The following is a 19,254-nucleotide window of genomic DNA, read 5'->3' on the forward strand; positions in this document are numbered from 1 at the left end:
TGCCCACTGTGGCATGCGGGCAGGCGTGCGGAACCGCAAAATACGAAAAATTGATAGCCACGCGAGGTGCAACAGCACATTTTTTTGTGGTGCATCCACTGGCATAAACACCGAGAGGGCCGCCCGCATTCAGGAATGCGCACGGCCCTCTCACTATACTGTCAGCGATTGACGGTTACGCCGTAAGCGTTACCATGGCATTTTTAGCCGCATCGCCTTCATCTTCGTGCTTTACAGTCACAACAAGACCAGCATCATTTGTCCAGACATCATGGCCGCCGGAGCTGGCGGTGGTGTCCACGTGCCAGCCCTTGGCATGGTCAAGAACCACCTGGTTATCTGCATTAAACGTGATGCCCTTGTCAGCCAGGCTGCCCATGTTGGTCAGACTGTTCACGTCCGTTCCGGTCACGACAACTTCAATGCCGCTTGTATTCGTAAAGAGGTCATCAATGCTCAAACCTTCGCCCTCTTTATCACTGACCAGCAGAATGTCCGTTCCCGCGCCACCGTCGATAGTGTCTCCCTGGTGGAAGACCAGCACGTCATTGCCGTCGCCACCGTACAGGTGATTATTGCCCTCGCCGCCGTCCAGGAAGTCGTTGCCCGCACCGCCGAAGAGGTAATCGTCACCTGCGCCGCCGTACAGATGATCGTCACCTGCGCCGCCGGAAAGGATGTCGTTGCCCGCACCACCGCCATTGTTGCCGAAAATCAACTGATTCTCTGTGGCATCGGCATTACCGGACCCGGCAGTGAAGGTGATGCCGACATCAATGCTGCTGCTGTCGTTACCGCCTCGGTTGTCACTCACCGTGTAGCCAAAACTGTCTTTCAGTTCCTGACCGGCAGCATGCGCCTCAGCCAGTCTGACCAGATTGTCATGACTTGTATCCAGCTTGTATTCATAGGCGAGATGTCCGGCGTTATCGCTGAAGGTCAACGTACCAAAGTTGCCCGAGATGCTTGTGCCTGCTTCAATGACAGCGTTCGTCCCGGCATGGGCATAGGCGAGCGTGTCATTTGCATCCGCATCCGTAGCGAGTTCAAAGGCATGGCTGCCCGTACCCCAGTCAGCATCGGGGATAAGGCTGCTGTCCAGAGTCAGGCCTACGGTAGCAACAGCGGCGGCCACAGGCGCGTCGTTTCTGCCGGTAAGGCCCAGCGTCAGGGTCTGTTCGGCCCTTGCGCCGTACTGATCCTGCACCACGATGGTGAATGTGCCGATATGCTCTGTTTCCGGTGTACCATCATTCTTCAGGCCCAGTTTTTCCAGCTTTTCTTTGCCTGCATCATTGAGCGTGAACACGTAGTTGCCGTCACTGCCAAGGGTCAGCGTGCCGTAACCATCCAGCACATACTTGCCTTCAGCATCGGCCACAAGCACCGTGCCGTCCTTTTCAACGGAGTACGTCAGCGTGTCGCCATCGGCATCAGCGGCAACGATCGAACCGCTGGCCGTATAGGTGCTGCCGTCGTCTGTGATGTTCACGTCCACAGGTTCGGTCGTGATGGTGGGGATGGTATTGGTGCCCGTGATGGAGACTGCAAAGTCGGCGGAAGTCTCGCCGCCATTGCCGTCATCAGCGTTGATGCTCACGGTGACATCCAGTTTTTCGCCCTTGTTGATCAGGGCCAGGGCAGCCTTGTCACCCACAAACCTGTAGCCCGTGCTGCCGCTGCCTGAACCACCCGCACTGTCCAGCTCCATATGCCCCATCTTTATCGCGCCTTCAGTGCCGGGAGCGCACTGCTGCCAGCCGCTGCCGTCCTTGACGGCCCAGACATCCAGATGGGTGGGATCTGTATCATCATCCCCCCGCAGGTCATGCCCGTCAATCTTGCCGCCAAGGGAGAGCTGCACCGTGTCCTTGGCATCCACATCCCTGAACTTCAGTTCGCCGCCCACGGTGTAATCTTTATCAAAGTCGCCGTGGGTGAGGTCGCGCAGCCCACCGGACCCGGCAGCGCCGCTACCGTCCACATTGTGCAGGCTGATGACCGGGGCGTCATTGGTTCCCGTAATGGTAATGGGCAGTTGCGCCGTAGCCGTACCGCCGTGACCATCACTGACTACAACGGTAAAGGAGATGTCCTTGGTCTCACCAGCACCGAGGGACTGTACGGCTTCACTGCTGGTATTGAGATGGAACTCATACGTGCCGTCCTTGCCCAGGATGAGGGTGCCGAGCTTTTCGCCACCTTCCATATAGTCAAGCATGCCCGTGGGGCTGTCCTTGATGGCATAGGTGAGCGTGTCCGGCCTGCCGGAACTGTCCACATCAGGATCTGTCGCCTGCACCTTGCCCGTGGCGACCATTTTTGCGCCGCCGTCCTCGATGACCACATGTTCCGAGCCTTCCGCCAGCAGGATTTTGCCGTCTTCGCCCGTAAGCGTGGGAGCATCATTGGCATAATCGAGCCTGGCTTTCAGGTCGACAGTAACCCGGTTCTCCGCACCATCACCATTGGAAATGGTCAGCTTTGCCGTGTCTTCGACGATGCCCCTGTAATTGGTGCTGTCGTTGCCTTCGGCGGCCTTGTAGGTATAGGTGAACTGGCCGTCTGCCCCCTTGGTAATGGTGAAGATACCGCCCTTTTCGCCCTCAACGGTGTATGTGCCATCACCATTGTCAGTGAAGCTTTTACCGGCACTTGGCGTGAGGCTTTCCGTTTCGCCCGCGTCAATATCCGCCACCGTGAAGGAACCTGTGGGGTCGGTATGCGTCCAGCCGCCATCTTCTTCCTTCAAGGCCACCGTATCGCCCTGTGAAACCACATACGGAGCGTCATTGGCGCCCTTGATGGTGATGGTGATGGTGGACTCTTCGCCCTTACCGTTCCTGACTGTAAACGTCTGCTCGATCGTGTCGTGAGCAGTCAGTTCCTGCACGGCCCTGCTGTCGTTATTAAGGGTATAGGTATATGTGCCATCAGGCAGCAGGGTAATGGTGCCGTAATCGGTGACTATGGTTCTGGCGCTGAGGCCCGAAGCGCTGTCATCGGCCCCCGCGGACGTATAGCCCGTCAGACGCAGAGCCAGATCAGTGCCGTCACCCATATCGCCGGAAACGTGGAGCACCCCATCTTCCTGCACTTCTGCCGCGCCGGGGGTAAGCGCCATACCGTCATGGCCCGTGCCGCCCCCCGGGCCTTCGCCCGAACCGCCGCCCGGAATGGGCTTGGCGGTAATAACCACGGGAATAGTCTTGTCGGCCACGGCATTGTGGGGGTCACGCACATAGATTTCAAAGGTTTCTGTTACACGCTCAGCGACATTATCATTCAGCACATAGGTGTACTGGCCGTTGGGCTGAACAACCAATGTGCCGTACTTGCCCTCGTGGCTCTGCACCACGTTGCCGTCCTTATCCACAAAGAAGAACTTGAGCGAATCGGCAGCGTCGTCCACGTCAGTGGCATACGAAGAAACATCGCCCGTGGCGGGATCAAGTACGGTGGCGGTATCGGCAATGCCTTCACCTATGACAGTGTCTGAAACCTTGTCAGCAATAAGTTTTTTCAGGGCATCGGTGGCAGCCTGATTATCAGCAATGGCATGCAGCATTTTTTCCGCCATATCCGCATTAAACCAGGTTCCAGTAGCCAACCAGGCGTCCATGCCAAGGTCATTGTATTTTTCAACAAGCCACAGATCGCTCCCGATGGCCTTTATGAGCCAGCTATTCGGGTCAAAGGTATTCCAGCCGCCGCCATGTGCTTTCTGATAATCAAGCTGATTCTGGACTTCCTGCTTGATGAACTGCTCGAAAGCGGATGACGTCCAGTCTGTCTTGCTGACATCGGTGGCCACGGCAGTGTTATAGTCTGCCATGCTGTCTTTCAGGGCATCGGAAGCGTGAGAATCCTGCTGAATCGCATCCAGTATTTTTTCAGCCCTGGCCTCGCTATACCACGTTCTGTTGATCAGTTCACCGGCATCACCCTTGCTGTACCCTGCCACAAGCCAGTAGGGAGGATGCTCGGCGTTCATGGCCGTAATAGCCTTGATGAGCCAGCTGTTCGGATCAAAATTGCCCCAGCCGCCGCCATGCGCCTTCTGGTATTCAAGCTGGTTCTGGGCTTCTTTCTGAATAAAATCCACAAGGACTGAAGATGTCCAGTCAATATCGCTGATATCAACTCCCGCTTTGATTTCAGGCAGATCAGTCACCACCGGAGCATCGTTGGTACCCTTGATGGTGATCACAAGATTCTGCGTGATATCAGCGCCGGCAGTGTCTTTTCCGAGCGTTACGGGAATGGTGATGGTGATGGACTGCCCGGCCTGCAGGGCATCAAAAGCGCCATTGTCCGTTTCGCTTTTGGTGAAGGCATAGTTGCCGTTTGCGTCCACGGTAATTGTGCCGTAGCCCTTGACGGCATACGTGTTGCCGCTCCGCTCCACTTCCGGCATTTCCGGAATTGCCCCGGTGCCGCCTGCCGATACGGCGGCATTGCCGTAGGTATAGCCATCGGCCTTATACGTATCGCCCTGATCAACATCGTGCCAGCCGAGCTTGCCGCTCATGCTGCTGCCGCCGCTCACGTCCTCATTAGCGCCCAGCTTTTCCGCACCACCCTTCCAGTTGAGGATGCCCTGCACGTTGCCGGCAACGCCGTCTTCCGTGACGGTCAGGCTGTTGTTGGTGAGCACACCCGCGTTATCCTTGCCGTGGATGGTAATCTCAATGGGTTTGATTTCAGAATATGCGCCGTCGGCATCCTTGACGCGCACGTAAAAAACGTCAGTAACCGTCTTGCCTTCGGCAAGAGTCGTCAGGTCAGCCGTGCGCTCATATCTGTATTCGCCGGTGGCCTGATCAATGGTCAGGCGGCCGTATTCACCCTGCAAAACAGGGCTGTCGCTGCCGGGATTAAACAGTTTTTCATCTTCAAGGTTGCCGTCTGTCTTGAGCCCGGCAATCTGATCTGCCGTAAGGGCGTCTTTGGCCGTTACCAGAGAAAAGGTGAAGCCCTTGTTCACGGCTTCATAGTCGCTGTGTCCGCCCTTGTTGCCAATACCCTGCTCAACATCAGCAACTTCAACCCGGCCCACCAGATTCTTGCCGTCGGTGTTTTCGGTAATTTCGATCGTGCCGCCCTTGAGGCTGTCGGCATCAAGGGTAGGCCTGTCGTTGGCGCCCGTGATGGTGACCTTTACCGGGGCTTCGGACACCGTCTTGTTCGCAACCGTGTCTTTGACAAGCACAGTAAAACCATCACTCGCCTTGTCGCCAAGGTTCATTTTCTGCACGTCAGGATTTGTGTTGTCCACGGCGTATTCGTACTTGAAGCCGCCCGCGTCATCACGCATGATGGTCAGCGAACCGAACTGCGTCTCAATGGTAAAGGAGTCCTTTCCATCAGCTTCAGCGGCAGCCATGCGCTCATTGAGGTCATGGCTCCCACTGTCGACCTTGATGATATAGTGCAGCTTTGTGCCTTCAGTATTGGGGGCTTTATCCAGCTCTTCCTGATCCCTGGCATCGGTATCGGTAGCGTGGATACGGCCCGTAGCCGTGGGAACGCCCACGCTGCTGTCCTTGTATTCCCGAGCCTCGGCGTCAGTCACCGTGCTCTTGGGCATTACCCCTGCCTCAATGAGCTTGTGATCCTGATTCAGATCGCCCGTATTGATAAAGGTGGGATCATCACCGCCCCTGATGGTGAACGTGACATTGCCTTCCTGCTTGTCATACGCACCCTGCGGGTCACGTACCGCAACCTTGAAGGATATGTCTTTGGTATCCGTTTCGCCCATGGCCTGGACAGTGGGCGAGGCATTGTTCAACGTAAAGGTATAGGTTCCCTTGCCGCCGCTGCTGTTCATGTTCAGTTCGCCAAGGTAGTCACCCGAAGGCTTGGTGGCGGTAAGGCTGCCATCAAGCCCCACATAAAACCTGGTAGCCACACTGCTGTCATCGTCACCAACAAAGTAAAACGTCAGCTTGGCCTGATCGCCGGAATCCACATCAGTGGCAGAGACGGTGCCGGAAATACGCGTTGTGGCGGAAGCATTCAGATCCTGCGTTATTTCACTGCCCTTCGTCCACTGCGGTTCGCCCAGCACGGGCGCGTCGTTGGTGCCCTTGACCGTAATGGTAATGGCATTGGCGAACGTTGTACTGCTGTTGCCATCACTGGCGCTCACCGGCACGCTGAACGATGCGGACTTCCCTTCACCCAGGGCGTTGACTTTGGGGCTGTCCATATCAAGCACAAAGGTGTAGGAACCATCGCTCTTAAGATAGAGGGTGCCATACTCATTGGTGATGGCTGTGCAGTTGCTGGCCGTATAGCCGTCCGGCACGCCGGAAGCGGGGAAAGAACCGGAATTGTCCAGCGAGTAGGTAAGCTCATCGCCTTCGTAGTCCTCGGCCTTTACCGCGCCGCTTACGCTCTGCTTGTAGGTGCCTGCGGCAGGGTCAGCAGCATCGGTATTTGTCACCGGATTGAGTTCGTCCTGATTAAGCGGGCCGGAGTCACCACCTGCGCTGTACACGCCGTCGTCCTTGACAGTGCCAACACCCTTCTGGCTGAGCATATAGGGCGCATCATTGGCGCCATTGATGGTCAGCGTGACAGATTCGTGGGCATACGCGCCCTTGTCGTCCACCACAGCCACGGTGAAATCCAGCGTTTGCTTATCGTCCGTGGTCATTTTCTGCACCACGGGGCTGTCATTATCCAGCGTAAATGTATACGTGCCGTCCTTGCCCATGACCAGCTTGCCGTAGGTTTCACCGCTGACTGGATCGGCGGAAAGCGTGACGCCACCCTGGCCATCGCTCACCACATACAGGGTGCTGTGCAGGACCGCGCCGTCAAGTGTACCTGTATCTCCGCCAAGGGTCAGGTGATAGCTGAGGGTATCGCCCTTATCCACATCCGCACCGTGAACCGTGCCGCTGGCCGAAGCCACACCGGCTGCGCCGCCAAATGCGCCTTCTGTAACGCTGAGGCTGCTGTCGTGCGACGTGATGGTGGGCGCGTCATTGCTGCCATTAACAGTAATTGCAATGGTCGGCGCTTCGCCCGCCTTGTTGTACTCCGTGCCGTCATGCACGGCAGGCGTAAAGGCAAGGTCGACCTTGTCGCCCTCGGCAATGGAATCGGCAATGCCATCATTTTTCAGCGTAAATGTATAGTTGCCGTCCTTGCCCATGACCAGCTTGCCGAGATAGCCCGGGGCATCGGCAGTGGCGGGATCGCTGCTGTAGGAAGGCGTCCATGCGTCGTCTTTGTATTCGGCGGTCACATAAATGGCGGCCTCGCCCTCGCCGCTCGTGCCGCCGAACTGCCTGCCGTGTTCATCCACAAGGCCGTAGGTCAGCGTATCACTTGCGCCGTGACCGTCCACATCCCTGGCCGCAACACTGCCGCCCGTGGTAAAGCTGTCGTCCGTGGTTGCCGCGTTTTCCGCGCTGTGCAACACGCCATCGCGCTTGCCTTCGGCGTATACGCCGCTTTCTTTGACGCTGTGGGAGGCGTCAGCGCTGGTAAACACGGGCGCATCGTTGACGCCATTGATGATCAGATGGATATTTTCCTGGGCATAGCCGCCAACCGCGTCCATAACCACCACAGGAACCGTGACGTCAAGAGAAGACCAGTCCGGGCCGCTACCGGTTTTGGAGCTGCTGTCGTCCAGCGCCTGGGTGCAGGGCGCGCCATTGTTCAGCGCAAAGGCATAGTCGGCTGAAGCGCCGCTGCCCGTAATGGTCAGCGTGCCGTAGTAGTTGCCGTCGGCCGGGGCTTCGGTTGCAAGAGCATACGTCAGTTTTCCGTCAGCTTCGCCCGCGGGAACCACATACAGCGTTTCCACCATGGTGCCGTTGTGGTTAAAGCCGTAACGCAGGGTCGCGCCTTCATCGGCGTCCACATCCGTAGCTGTGATGGTGCCTGTAATCGTGTTGACAGAGGCATCTTCGGTGACGCTGCCCGGCGCTGTTTTTGTCCAGGAACTGCCTTCCACTGTGGGCAGGTCATTGCTGCCCTTGATGGTGATCACAAGGTCGTTGACGGCAGAGGACGCGCCGTCGGCATCCGGACGGGTAACTCCGGCATTGCCGTCTGTTGCGCCGTGGTTGTCGGTAACCGTGGGGCGCAGGGTGAGGGTAATTTCTTCGTTTTCCGCCAGCCTGTTGGTGGCGTCGGCATCTTTGTGCAGCGTAAAGGTATAGCTGCCGGCGTCCGCACCCGTGGTGACCAGGGTCAGCGTGCCGTAGTCGGTTTCGATAACAAGAATGCCATCAGATTCGCTCACGTCCGTGACAGTGATGGGGGTCGTGCCATCGGGCAGCATGCCCAGTTCGGAACCCGTAGCAAGGGCGCTACCGCTTTTGTCTACAAAGCCGAAGGTCAGTTCCGCGTCGCTGTCCGGATCCTGGGCAAGAATCTTGCCGCTGACGGAGAGCCGCATCTGCCCGTCTTCTGTGCCGGGGGTATGGATGGCTGCATTTTCGTCCGTGCCGATGGTTCCTGTTTTCTGATCGCCCTGCCTGCCGAAGACGCCGTCATCCTTGACGGTATGGCCGTCAGCGCCACCGATGTCGCTCACCACGCCCGTGATATCCGGCGCATCGTTGCTGCCTGTGATAACCACGTTGACGGGCTGGTTGACCGTATGCCCCATGCCGTCATTGACCGATATGACGATGCCGTCGGTAACCTGCTCGCCTTGTGCCAGCTGGTCTGCCTTGCTGTACGGGTCTTCCTTGAGGGTATACTCGAAGTCAAAGGTGACATCGGAACCACGGCCGCTGGGCGTGATGACCAGCGTACCATAGTCGCTTTCAACCGTGGTGGGACCGGCAAGGCTCACCGCCACAGTTTTGCCGCCAATGGTTACCGTGGCTGTGAGGCTGTCGCCATCGGGATCGCGCACGGTAAAGCTGCCCGTGGTGCGGACCGGAGCCGGGCTGGCGGTGCTCACACCGTCCCAGCCGGTTTCTGTAAGCCCGAGAGTGATGGGCGCACCACCGGTGCTGAGCGTGGGGGCGAGATTGTCAATAACGCCGTACGCCCACTCATCGTCAGTTTGCGGAGTGTCAAAAGCCAGACGGTAATCAAGCTCATTAAGATGCCAGACGCCTTCGGCAAGCCCCATATCGGAGTATTCGTTATACCTCGCGCCGCGCTCGGCAGATGCGGGGCCTGCAGCAGGCACAAGGTCAGGCCCGAAAGCCTCAAAAAAATCTGTTCCAGCAATAAGCTGACCGTCAATCTCAAATGCCGGCAGGGCTTCTTTATTATACGCCCCGTAAAAATTTTGCAGCTCTATGGACGCACCATCATCAAAGTGAAAGAACAGGCTGCTGGAACCTTCGGGCCGGTCAATGCTTACCTGATCTGCCGGAAAGTCCAGAACCAGACGGGCATCAGGAGCGCTGGGGATAACAAACTGCTGTCCGGAGGCCGGGCGAGAAAGCTTAACGTCTGCCATAATAATGCACCCTTTGCTTACAGACATCTGATATAGAATATCTGATTAAAAAATACGTACAAAAATAAAAGGGATTCCCCGCATACAGCATGCGGGCGCAATCCAAAACATTGCAAAAAAGGTACCAGTATAGGATAAAAGACTGAAAGAGAATCTTTCAGCGCAGAAAAATATTTCTCCTGAATGCACCAACCAGCGATTCAAGAGAATATTTTCAGCAATAGCAAACAACTAAAACGATAGTTGCCCGATATATAAGTGGAGGCATCATGAGGAAGCCCACGGGGCGACTTCCGCTACAGATACAAGAGTAGAGATGCCCGGCGCTGTAAGCGACCGGAGCGGTAATAAAACCCATTCTTGTTTCTGGCAAACGTACTGTGTAGCTTTTCTTGTTTTCTGTCAAGAGACTATAGTTCGCATTACATGTTTTATTATCTGTTCCAAGTAGTTTCAACGCCGCCCAGACCCGAAAAAACTGCCTGCTCCGACCGCAAATGGCCCTCTGGCAGACAACCTGCAATCATGCCGCAGATGTTGCAAATCGCAGGCCAGCCTGTGCACAGGACTTCCCACGAGCATGACATAACCCGAATCCTGCACGCGAAGCAGGTTTCGGGCTATGTATATTTGGCATGGACTACAAAAAAACATATAAAACGAACAAGATAAACAGGCAGATCAAAGGCCGTGTCCGCAACGGACGGATGCTGTCCGTAACGCCGCTCGTGGCGTGGCGCTGAGCATCCCCGCCTGTGATGTAGATGTACAACTCAGCAAAGCCATCATAAAACCCAGCACATTTTTACAGAGTTTTAACAAAAGTATGTACAGCGGTATGTTTTCTGCCTTGTACTCGCTAAAAGCCCCCCTTTTCAGACGCAAAAAACGGCGAGCTACTTATTCAGTAACTCGCCGTTCTCATTGGCTATATGGCGGAGAGGGAGAGATTTGAACTCTCGATACAGGTTTAAGCCCGTATACTCGCTTAGCAGGCGAGCTCCTTCGGCCGACTCGGACACCTCTCCGCGTGCAACAGGCGCAGCAGCGCCCAGAATGCAGAAGCGCAATCTAGCTCAGTACGGCATACCTGTCAAGAGAATGAACATTTTTGTTCCGTATTCAAGCAACTCCACTGCCGCCCTGCCGCTGTACGGGCCGCACATTCAGACGTACTTTCACACACGGTAATCATCAACAAATACAGCACAATACGCAGCAACCCGTTCTAGCCGTACGCCCAACTGCCATGGCCGCCTCCCCCTTTCTGCTACAGTAACGTCTGGCCGAAACGATACACGGCCAAGCCGCACATGGCGTATTTCTCTGCCGGGCAGTCGCACGTTGACCCCTGCCGCTGCTTGGCGTAATTTGAGAGTTTACATTACCGCCAGGAGCAATGGAGCGCATTATGGCCCCCGAAACAAAATCCACAGTCCCCTCCCCCGCAGCGCCCGCAGCAGGTTCCCCCAGTCCTTCTTCCAACGCCACTGCGGCGGAGTCTGCAAACAAGCCCGGAGTGGACTTTATCCGGGCGCGCATTATGGAAGACAACGCCACCGGCCGTTACGGCGGCAAGGTTCATACGCGCTTTCCTCCTGAGCCCAACGGATATCTGCATCTGGGCCATGCCAAATCCATCTGCCTGAATTTCGGCGTTGCCAATGAATTCAATGGATTGTGCAACCTGCGCTTTGACGACACCAATCCCACCAAGGAAGAACAGGAATACGTCGACTCCATCCGCGAAGACGTCCACTGGCTTGGCGGCGACTGGCAGGATAGAGAGTTTTACGCTTCCAACTATTTTGAGCAGCTGTACGAATATGCCGAACAGCTTATCAAAATGGGTAAAGCCTATGTGGACGACCTTTCGGCTGAAGAAATCCGTGAACATCGCGGCACTCTTACCGAACCCGGCCGCGAAAGCCCCTGGCGCAACCGCAGCGTGGAAGAAAACCTCGACCTCTTCCGCCGCATGCGTGCCGGAGAATTTGCCGATGGCGAACGGGTACTGCGCGCCAAGATCAACATGGCTTCGCCCAATCTTGTCATGCGGGATCCGACAATCTACCGCATCCGGCATGCCGAGCACCACCGCACGGGCAACGACTGGTGCATCTACCCCATGTATGACTTTACCCACTGCCTGTCGGACTCCATTGAAGGCATTACCCATTCACTCTGCACACTGGAGTTCGTGAACAACCGCGAACTGTACGACTGGGTGCTCGAGACCCTCGGGGTCTACCACCCCCAGCAGATTGAATTCGCCCGCCTCAACCTCACCTATACCGTGCTCTCCAAGCGCAAGCTCATCCAGCTTGTCAAAGAAGGGTACGTACAGGGCTGGGACGACCCGCGCATGCCCACACTCAGCGGGCTGCGCCGCCGGGGTGTGCCGCCTGAAGCCCTGCGCGAATTCTGCTCCCGCATCGGCCTGGCGCGAGCCGACTCCACCGTGGAATACTCCATGCTGGAATTCTGCGTACGTGAGCATCTGAACGCCCATGCCGCACGCGTTATGGCTGTGCTGGATCCGATCAAGGTAGTGATAGAAAATTACCCCGAAGGGCAGGTGGAAGAATTCGACATGCCCTTCCATCCGGAGGACGAAAGCTATGGCAGCCGCAAGGTTCCCTTCTCGCGCGAAATATATGTCGAGCGTGACGACTTCCGCCTGGACCCGCCGAAAAAATACCACCGCCTGGCCCCTGGCGTGGAAGTACGCCTGCGCTACGCATACTTTATCACTTGCCGCGAAGCCGTGTTGGATGAAAACGGCAATGTAACGGAGCTGCGCTGCGTGTACGACCCTGAAAGCCGTGGCGGCCAAAGTCCGGATGGCCGCAAGGTCAAGGGAACCATCCACTGGGTGTCGGGCGCGCATGCGCTTCCGGCAGAGGTACGCCTGTACGAGCAGCTCTTCAGCGTAGAAAACCCCAATGCGGCTCCTGAAGGTCAGTCCTTTCTGGACTATATCAATCCCCAGTCGCTTACGGTTGTTGAGGGCCTGCTTGAGCCGGCCCTTGCAGAGCTTGCCGTGGGCCGGAAAGTGCAATTCGAGCGCCTTGGCTACTTTTGCAAGGATAAAGACAGCACCGCAGAGCGCCCGGTCTTTAACCGCACAGCAACCCTGCGCGACACCTGGGCCAAACTTGAGAAAAAAGGATAAGGTCCGCAGCCCGGCTGTGGCCCCACGGCAACAACCAGCCGGGGCATACATGGCCCGGCGACATGTGGCTATTGCCGAAAACAGTATTGGAAAAACATAGTTGTGTCCGATCCGGCCGGCTTTTCAGGCCAGACAGACCGGACATAAATTTCATGCTTGACAGCCGCAACATCTGTATATATATTGCGCGTCTCAACGGGTCGTTAACTCAGCAGGTAGAGTATCTGCCTTTTAAGCAGAGAGTCGCAGGTTCGAACCCCGCACGACCCACCAAGAAAATCAAAGGCTTATGACTAAACGTCATAAGCCTTTTTTTGTGAGCATATTTCACACTTGAGACATAATTAACGTGCTAAAATAATTACCGAAAAGAACATATGACCTGCCGCAGGCCCTCCTGTTTCAAGCCCGCATTGCCATCGAGAATGCATAAACGCGCAGAGGTGAGGCAGGTGACGCGGCAGCGGCCTTAGAGCAGATCACCTTTGAGAATGTACATTCTCAAAGGTTAAGACACGCCTACTTCGGCGTTTAACCGCGCAGCTAAACTGCGCTTACGCCTCCGTAGCGACTGCCTGCTCATGCAGTCGCCAGAGCAGTTTGAAAGCTAGCTTGTTCTAGACGCTGCAAATTCTGATCACAGCATCACCGATGTCTTATGAACCGCATCCACCTTACCTGAGAGCACAGCCCCGCCAGCAGTGGTTCCAGCCGGACAGAAGGCTGCCGCAGAAACACGCCGGACGATCGTCGAAAAAATACTGGACCTGTAGATTCTTAAAAGCAGCATGCTCCAGTATCCCATCCAAACGCTGCCACGCCCCGCTGCCATTACAACTTACGCTGCACAAAAAGTTGGCCGGCCCCCCTCGCGTGAAAAGGGGAACCGGCCGCTGGAGGAGATACGCCATCAGCTTACGGGGCTGTGCAAGCACATGTAAACTTGCTGGCGGGATTCCCCATGCGCATGGTCATGGGAAACATTGGCGTGTAGACAGCAAGGCTAACAAAGCTATTGCATCTCCTGCCAGAAAAGTACTCTTTCCATACTACGCCGCAAGCTGATCAGGCTTTGAGGCTGCCCGCTGGGCTATATGCTCCTTCAGGTCAGATTCGCCCAGGATCATATACGTACGCTCTTCTTCAGAAATGGCGTGTACAGCCTTGTACCGCACGATGTAGAAAAAAACGCCCAGGATAAACCAGGCAACCAGCACGTGCCACGACTCCGGCCCGATGCAGGCAGGAGACATGGGCAGCGTCAGCAGCCCCAGGCAGACCAAAGAAGCCATGCAGCCAAGTATGCCGCTTATATTACAATTATCTTCATGCTTGCGCATGATCACAAAAGCGGACGCCGAAGCAAAAAAGTAGGCCACGATAGTGCCGATTGAAGACATATCCACAACCCAGGACAAAACTTCACGGCCGAAGAAGGGCGCAATCGCCACGACAACAAGGGTAAAGTTGAGCGCGTTGTGCGGGGTCTTGTGCGTTTTGTGCAGCGAGGAGAACCACACCGGCAAAATGTGAGCGCGCCCCATGCTGAACATAAGCCTTGAACTGGCGATGAAAAAGCCGTTAATACCGGTCAGAATGGCTGAAAGCACTGCAAGCGCAAGCACTATACTGCCGACCTTGCCCAGTGAAAGACTGACGGTATACCCCGTGTGCCAGACAGGATTGAGCGCCAGCAGTTCCTGGTAGGGAATAACAGCGGCTACGGCCAGGGTGATGATGCTGTAAGTGACGATACCGCAGACAATGGACAAAAGCATGAGCCGCACGCCCGTTTTTGCGGAAAAATTAAATTCCTCCGCAGCCTGCGGGATAGTGTCAAAGCCCACAAAAAGCCAGGGGGCAATAGCCGTGACCGCTGCTATGGAGGCAATGACCGACTTGTCCTGCGCAAACCACGGCTCGATATTCTGCCACTGGCTTGTCGGCGACACGATAGCCCCCACAAGAAGAGCAAGTACGCCGATAGCCAGTATCACCGCAAGCACAACCTGCACTTTACTTACGACATCCGCGCCCCTGTAATTGAGATACCAGAACAGCGCCAACACGGCTTCCAGAAATAATAGCTCACCGAAATATATTTTCCATTCAGCAATGCTGTACATATACCCCAGTTCCAGAACACCGGGGATGAGAAAACGCGTCAACAGCACGATGGCAGTGCCGTTGAGGGCGATTATGCATAGGTAGCCCAAAAGCAGCGCCCACCCGCCGACAAAGGCCAGCCCCGGCCCGAATGCCGCGTAGGCAAAAGCAAAAACACCTCCAGCCACAGGGTAAAGCCCCACAACTTTACCGTAACTCACCGCTATAAACATGAGCAACAGGCCCCCGCATACAAAACCTATGCAGGCACCGATCGGCCCAGATCCCGGCAAAAACCGCAAGCCGGGCATAATGAAGGCTCCCCATCCGATAATCGCGCCGAATGCTAACGCCCATATGGACAACGGGGACATATTTTTTTCCAAGACCGGTCGGGATTCATGAACTTGTGACATACAACAGTTCTCCTCGGTTTTGGCACCTTCCGTGGCGCTTCAGGCAATAAAATTGCTGGCATAAAAAGTTGTGGAGCGCAAAAAAATCGCCGTATCTGAAATATGAATAAATTTGCCTCAATAAGCGGAAGGGCGCGCCCGGGTGTTACCCGGACGCGCCCTTTTTGACTATTTGTTGAAGTGCGCCTTGTCGAGATGCTCGTACTTGGGCAGGAACCTGGTCGGCAAGGCCAGGGCGTCCCTACGGAAGGGAGGCGCAAGGCGCGTACCATCGGTCATGATTTCGATAACCGCGGGGCGCCGGTTCTTTCTGGCCGTGTCCAGAGCCTCGGCCAGATCCTTCTGCGTATTGACGGTATAGCCGTCAGCCCCCATGGCTTCGCCTATCTTGGCGTAGGATTTGGACCAGATGTCCGCGCCCACAAAACGGTTATTGTAAAAGTCCACCTGGTTTTTCTTTTCAGCGCACCAGGCACCGTTGTTGTACACGGTGGCAATAACCGGCAGGTTGTACTGGCAGGCGGTAGGCACTTCAAAAAGGCTCATGCCCCACGCGCCGTCGCCCACAATGGCCACCGTCAGGTCTTCGGGGCAGGCCAGCTGCGCGCCCAGGGCGGCCTGATAGGCAAAGCCCGTGTTGCCGAAGGTCAGGGTGGCCACATGGCGCTTGGTCTTCTTGAAACGCAGGTAGCTGTTGGCAGTGGAAGACGTATTGCCGATGTCGGTAGTGGCAATGGCATCGTGATCCGTAATGAACTTGCCCACCACTTCCAGAGCCTTGCGCGGGTGCATGCGTCCGGCTTCCACAGGTTCGTCGGCGATCAGCGCAATTTCCTTGTACCAGTTTTCCAGTTCGTCCTTCACCAGGTTGTGCACCGGGGTGAGGTCCTTCTTGGCAGGCACGGCTTCACGCAGACGCGCGAACAGCTCTTCCGAGGCGTCCTTGGCATCGGCACACAGCCCCACAGCAACGGGGTGCGTCTTGGCGATATGACGGGGGTTGATGTCAATCTGCACGATCTTGGCGGTCTTGGGGAAGTAGTTGATGTCATACTGCGGCAGTGTGCCGAAATAGGACAACCTGGTACCCACAGCCAGGATAACGTCGGCCTTCTGCAGGATGCGCATGGCGGCCTTGGAACCCATATAGCCGATGGGGCCGGTCCACAGCGGATGATCGCAGGGGAAGGCATCGTTGTGCAGGTAGGTGGTGGCCACGGGTGCGCCCAGATATTCTGCCATGGCTTTGAGGGTTTCCATGCAGCCGGAATCCACCACGCCGCGGCCCGAAATGATGACCGGGTTTTTGGCATTTTTCAGCACTTCCACGGCGGCGGCAAAGTGTTCGGGATTGCCGATGCCGCCGGGGGCTACGCGGTACTGGGAGGGATGCAGGATATCTTCATCCAGTTCACCGTAGAAATAGTCGCGGGGAATATCCACGAGCACGGGGCCGCGCTCGGCGTAGGCAATACGGAAGGCCGTACGCAGGATGTCGGCGGCGCGCTTGGGATGCGGCACGCGCAGCGAGGCTTTGGTGATGGGTTTGAACAGATTCCATGTGTCGCATTCCTGAAAGCCGTCCCAGCCCACAGAGATGCTGCCTGCGCTGGGAGAGATGACCACCATGGGAGAATGTGCCATATTGGCAGTGGCCACGGCCGTCACATAGTTGGTGATTCCAGGCCCGTTCTGCCCGATAACCACACCCGCCCTGCCGGTAAGGCGGCTGTAGGCGTCTTCCATATGCCCGGCGGTCTGCTCATGGCGCACCGAGACAAAATCAATCCCCGCAGCGGGGAACAAATCCAGCATATCCATGAATGCGGAACCGAGAATGCCGCTTACATGGTTTACTCCTTCCTGCACCAGAACTTCTGTCATGGCTTCACTGGGCGTCATCTTGGGCATGTTATCCTCCGATACAATGCATGATAGGTTTCGTTACCGCTGCCCGCGTATCCGGCGTCTTGTCATGTTTTACGGGCTTGTGGCCCGTGGATTGCAAAACCATATGGGATTTGCCAAAAACTGCCTGTAACGTGGGGCTGCCTGTGCACCGCCTAAGCTTGTATCTGAGTAATACAAGAAGTGTTCCAGAGTGCCGATATGGTTAACATATTTTAAACATTGACATTATCACCATGCCCCCGGCATAATGGTAATGCAATATCGCCTTATTAAGCATACCACCATCCTGACGTGATGCAGCATCGCATCATCTGCGGAAAAATGGAAAGGGCGCATATGAACAAACGCATATATGACATAATATATCTGCTTAATCTGATACCTTCCAGCAGCTGTGCTCTTGTTTGCAGTGATGAACAATGGAATATTGAGGCATGTAGTCATTCGTTTCATTTACTTACGCAGAAAATCAACAATAGCTTATCAGGCAATAAAGAAATCGATCCCTCCACACAAGATAATAATCATTCTTTTTTAAGAACACTTGAGCTATATTGCAGCCACGAATTGTCCAAAAAGGTGCAAGCAAGCAAACCGGATGTTCCCACGGACATCAGCCTGCCCTGCGGCAAATGGACGCTCTGCTGGAAATGGCTGAACAGCGAAGATTCCCGCCCCGGAAAAAACAGGCGCAGGTTCGTTCTGCTGCATGAAAACCACGCGGCGGACAACCAGCCCGACGTGCACCTCCTGTATCAGGAACTGCACGCCATCATGGACTCCATGTATGACGGCATGTGGATTATTGACAGCAACGGCACCACCCTGCACGTCAACAAGGCCATGAAGCGCATCGCCAATATTGAACCTGAAGAGATGATCGGCAAATCTGTCACCATTCCGGTGCTGGAAGGCAAATTTTCTGCAGCGGTAACACTGGAAGCCCTTGAACAAAGAAAGATCGTCACCAGATTCGACGACTACCCCAATGGAATCCGCTGTCTCAATACAAGCACACCCATCTTTGACAAGCAGGGCAATATCTGGCGCGTGGTAGCCTGTATCCGCGATCTCACCGAGCTTGAAACCCTGCAACGGCGGCTGGCAGATGCCGAGCGCACCGCTTTTTTGCGTCAGGCCGAAGCGGCAGCCGTGCAACACAGCAATGAAAAAAAACTCGTTGCTACGGGCAAGGTTATGCGCCGCTGCGTGTCTGAGCTTGAAAAAGCGGCCCGTGCGCCCTCCGGCATTCTCATTCTTGGCGAAACCGGCACAGGAAAAACCTATGCCGCTTCCTACATACACCAGAAAAGCCCACGGGCCGACGGCCCTTTCATTTCTGTCAACTGCGCGGCCATCCCCCCGACGCTTATTGAATCGGAACTGTTCGGCTATGAAAAAGGGGCCTTTACCGGGGCCAGCCGTTCGGGCAAAAAGGGCTATTTCGGGCTGGCCGACAAGGGCACCCTGCTGTTGGACGAAATAGGCGAACTGCCCCTGAGCATGCAGGCAAAAATCCTGCACGTGCTTGACGGGCAGGGGTTTCGCAAGATCGGCGGCGAAAAGGAACTGCGCGTGGATGTGCGCATCATCGCGGCCACCAACAGGCCGCTGGACCAGCTTGTAAACAGCGGCCTGTTCAGGGCTGACCTGTATTACCGCCTGCGTGTGCTGAGTATAAACATGCCGCCCCTGCGGGAACACCCCGAAGACATACCGGCCCTCATGATGGTTTTTCTGGACAAAGCCTGCACCCGCTACAACACCATAAAAACATTTTCACCCAGCGTTATTGACTGCTTCAGCAAGCACTCCTGGCCGGGCAATGTGCGCGAGCTGCGCGCAGCGGTGGACTTTCTGGCCGCCATGACCGAAAGCAGCGTCATATCCATGCGCGACCTGCCCGCCTACCTGCTCGGTGATCTGCCCGGCATCTGCGAAGACGAAGAGGATGAGTCCCTGCCCGGGCAGGCCGATTCAAACCTTTCTTTCAGGGAAGCCGTTGAAAATCTGGAACGCTCCCTCATCAGCGAAGCCCTGGCGGCTACGGGCAGCACCTACAAGGCGGCTGCCAGGCTTGGCATCAGCCAGTCCACAGTGGTCCGCAAGGCCAAGCAGCTGCGCATTCCCGTCACAGAGAAAAAAAGAAACTGACCCCACAAAATACAGGGACCGCCCAGAATCTTGTCTGAAGCGGT

The 19,254-nt window shown here is 55.9% G+C and carries 5 protein-coding genes and 2 tRNA genes; 3 read left to right on the top strand and 4 right to left on the bottom strand.

Annotated elements, in window-relative coordinates:
- Nucleotides 1-175: 175 nt before the first annotated feature.
- Nucleotides 176-9,448, bottom strand: coding sequence for a VCBS domain-containing protein (locus ACZ495_RS10525; protein ID WP_464262238.1), 9,273 nt, complete (start codon nt 9,446-9,448; stop codon nt 176-178).
- Between the two features lie 933 nt (nt 9,449-10,381).
- A tRNA-Ser gene (locus ACZ495_RS10530) sits at nt 10,382-10,476 on the bottom strand.
- Between the two features lie 383 nt (nt 10,477-10,859).
- On the opposite strand from ACZ495_RS10530, the gene ACZ495_RS10535 reads away from it, so the two are divergent.
- Complete coding sequence (locus ACZ495_RS10535) at nt 10,860-12,623, top strand: glutamine--tRNA ligase/YqeY domain fusion protein (protein WP_464262239.1); 1,764 nt, start codon at nt 10,860-10,862, stop codon at nt 12,621-12,623.
- A 197-nt stretch (nt 12,624-12,820) separates the two neighbouring features.
- Nucleotides 12,821-12,896: transfer RNA gene (locus tag ACZ495_RS10540), tRNA-Lys, on the top strand.
- 776 nt (nt 12,897-13,672) lie between these two features.
- Here the strand turns inward: ACZ495_RS10540 and ACZ495_RS10545 are convergent.
- Both ACZ495_RS10545 and xsc read right to left on the bottom strand, forming a co-directional pair.
- Entirely contained in the window at nt 13,673-15,145 is a 1,473-nt protein-coding gene (locus ACZ495_RS10545) for an APC family permease (protein ID WP_012623866.1), read from the bottom strand.
- 168 nt (nt 15,146-15,313) lie between these two features.
- The gene (xsc, locus tag ACZ495_RS10550) at nt 15,314-17,056 is read right to left on the bottom strand and encodes a sulfoacetaldehyde acetyltransferase (RefSeq protein WP_012623865.1); all 1,743 of its coding nucleotides are present in this window, start codon (nt 17,054-17,056) and stop codon (nt 15,314-15,316) included.
- A gap of 567 nt (nt 17,057-17,623) precedes the next feature.
- On the opposite strand from xsc, the gene ACZ495_RS10555 reads away from it, so the two are divergent.
- Nucleotides 17,624-19,210, top strand: a complete 1,587-nt coding sequence (locus tag ACZ495_RS10555; RefSeq protein WP_177247215.1) for a sigma-54 interaction domain-containing protein — start codon at nt 17,624-17,626, stop codon at nt 19,208-19,210.
- Nucleotides 19,211-19,254 lie beyond the last annotated feature (44 nt).

The sequence above is a fragment of the Desulfovibrio sp. GTC20076 genome (assembly GCF_055385905.1).

Bases quoted from the DNA above. Each gene is read 5' to 3' on its own strand.
- ACZ495_RS10525 (WP_464262238.1), bottom strand. From the start codon at position 9,448: ATGGCAGACGTTAAGCTTTCTCGCCCGGCCTCCGGACAGCAGTTTGTT.
- ACZ495_RS10535 (WP_464262239.1), top strand. From the start codon at position 10,860: ATGGCCCCCGAAACAAAATCCACAGTCCCCTCCCCCGCAGCGCCCGCA.
- ACZ495_RS10545 (WP_012623866.1), bottom strand. From the start codon at position 15,145: ATGTCACAAGTTCATGAATCCCGACCGGTCTTGGAAAAAAATATGTCC.
- xsc (WP_012623865.1), bottom strand. From the start codon at position 17,056: ATGCCCAAGATGACGCCCAGTGAAGCCATGACAGAAGTTCTGGTGCAG.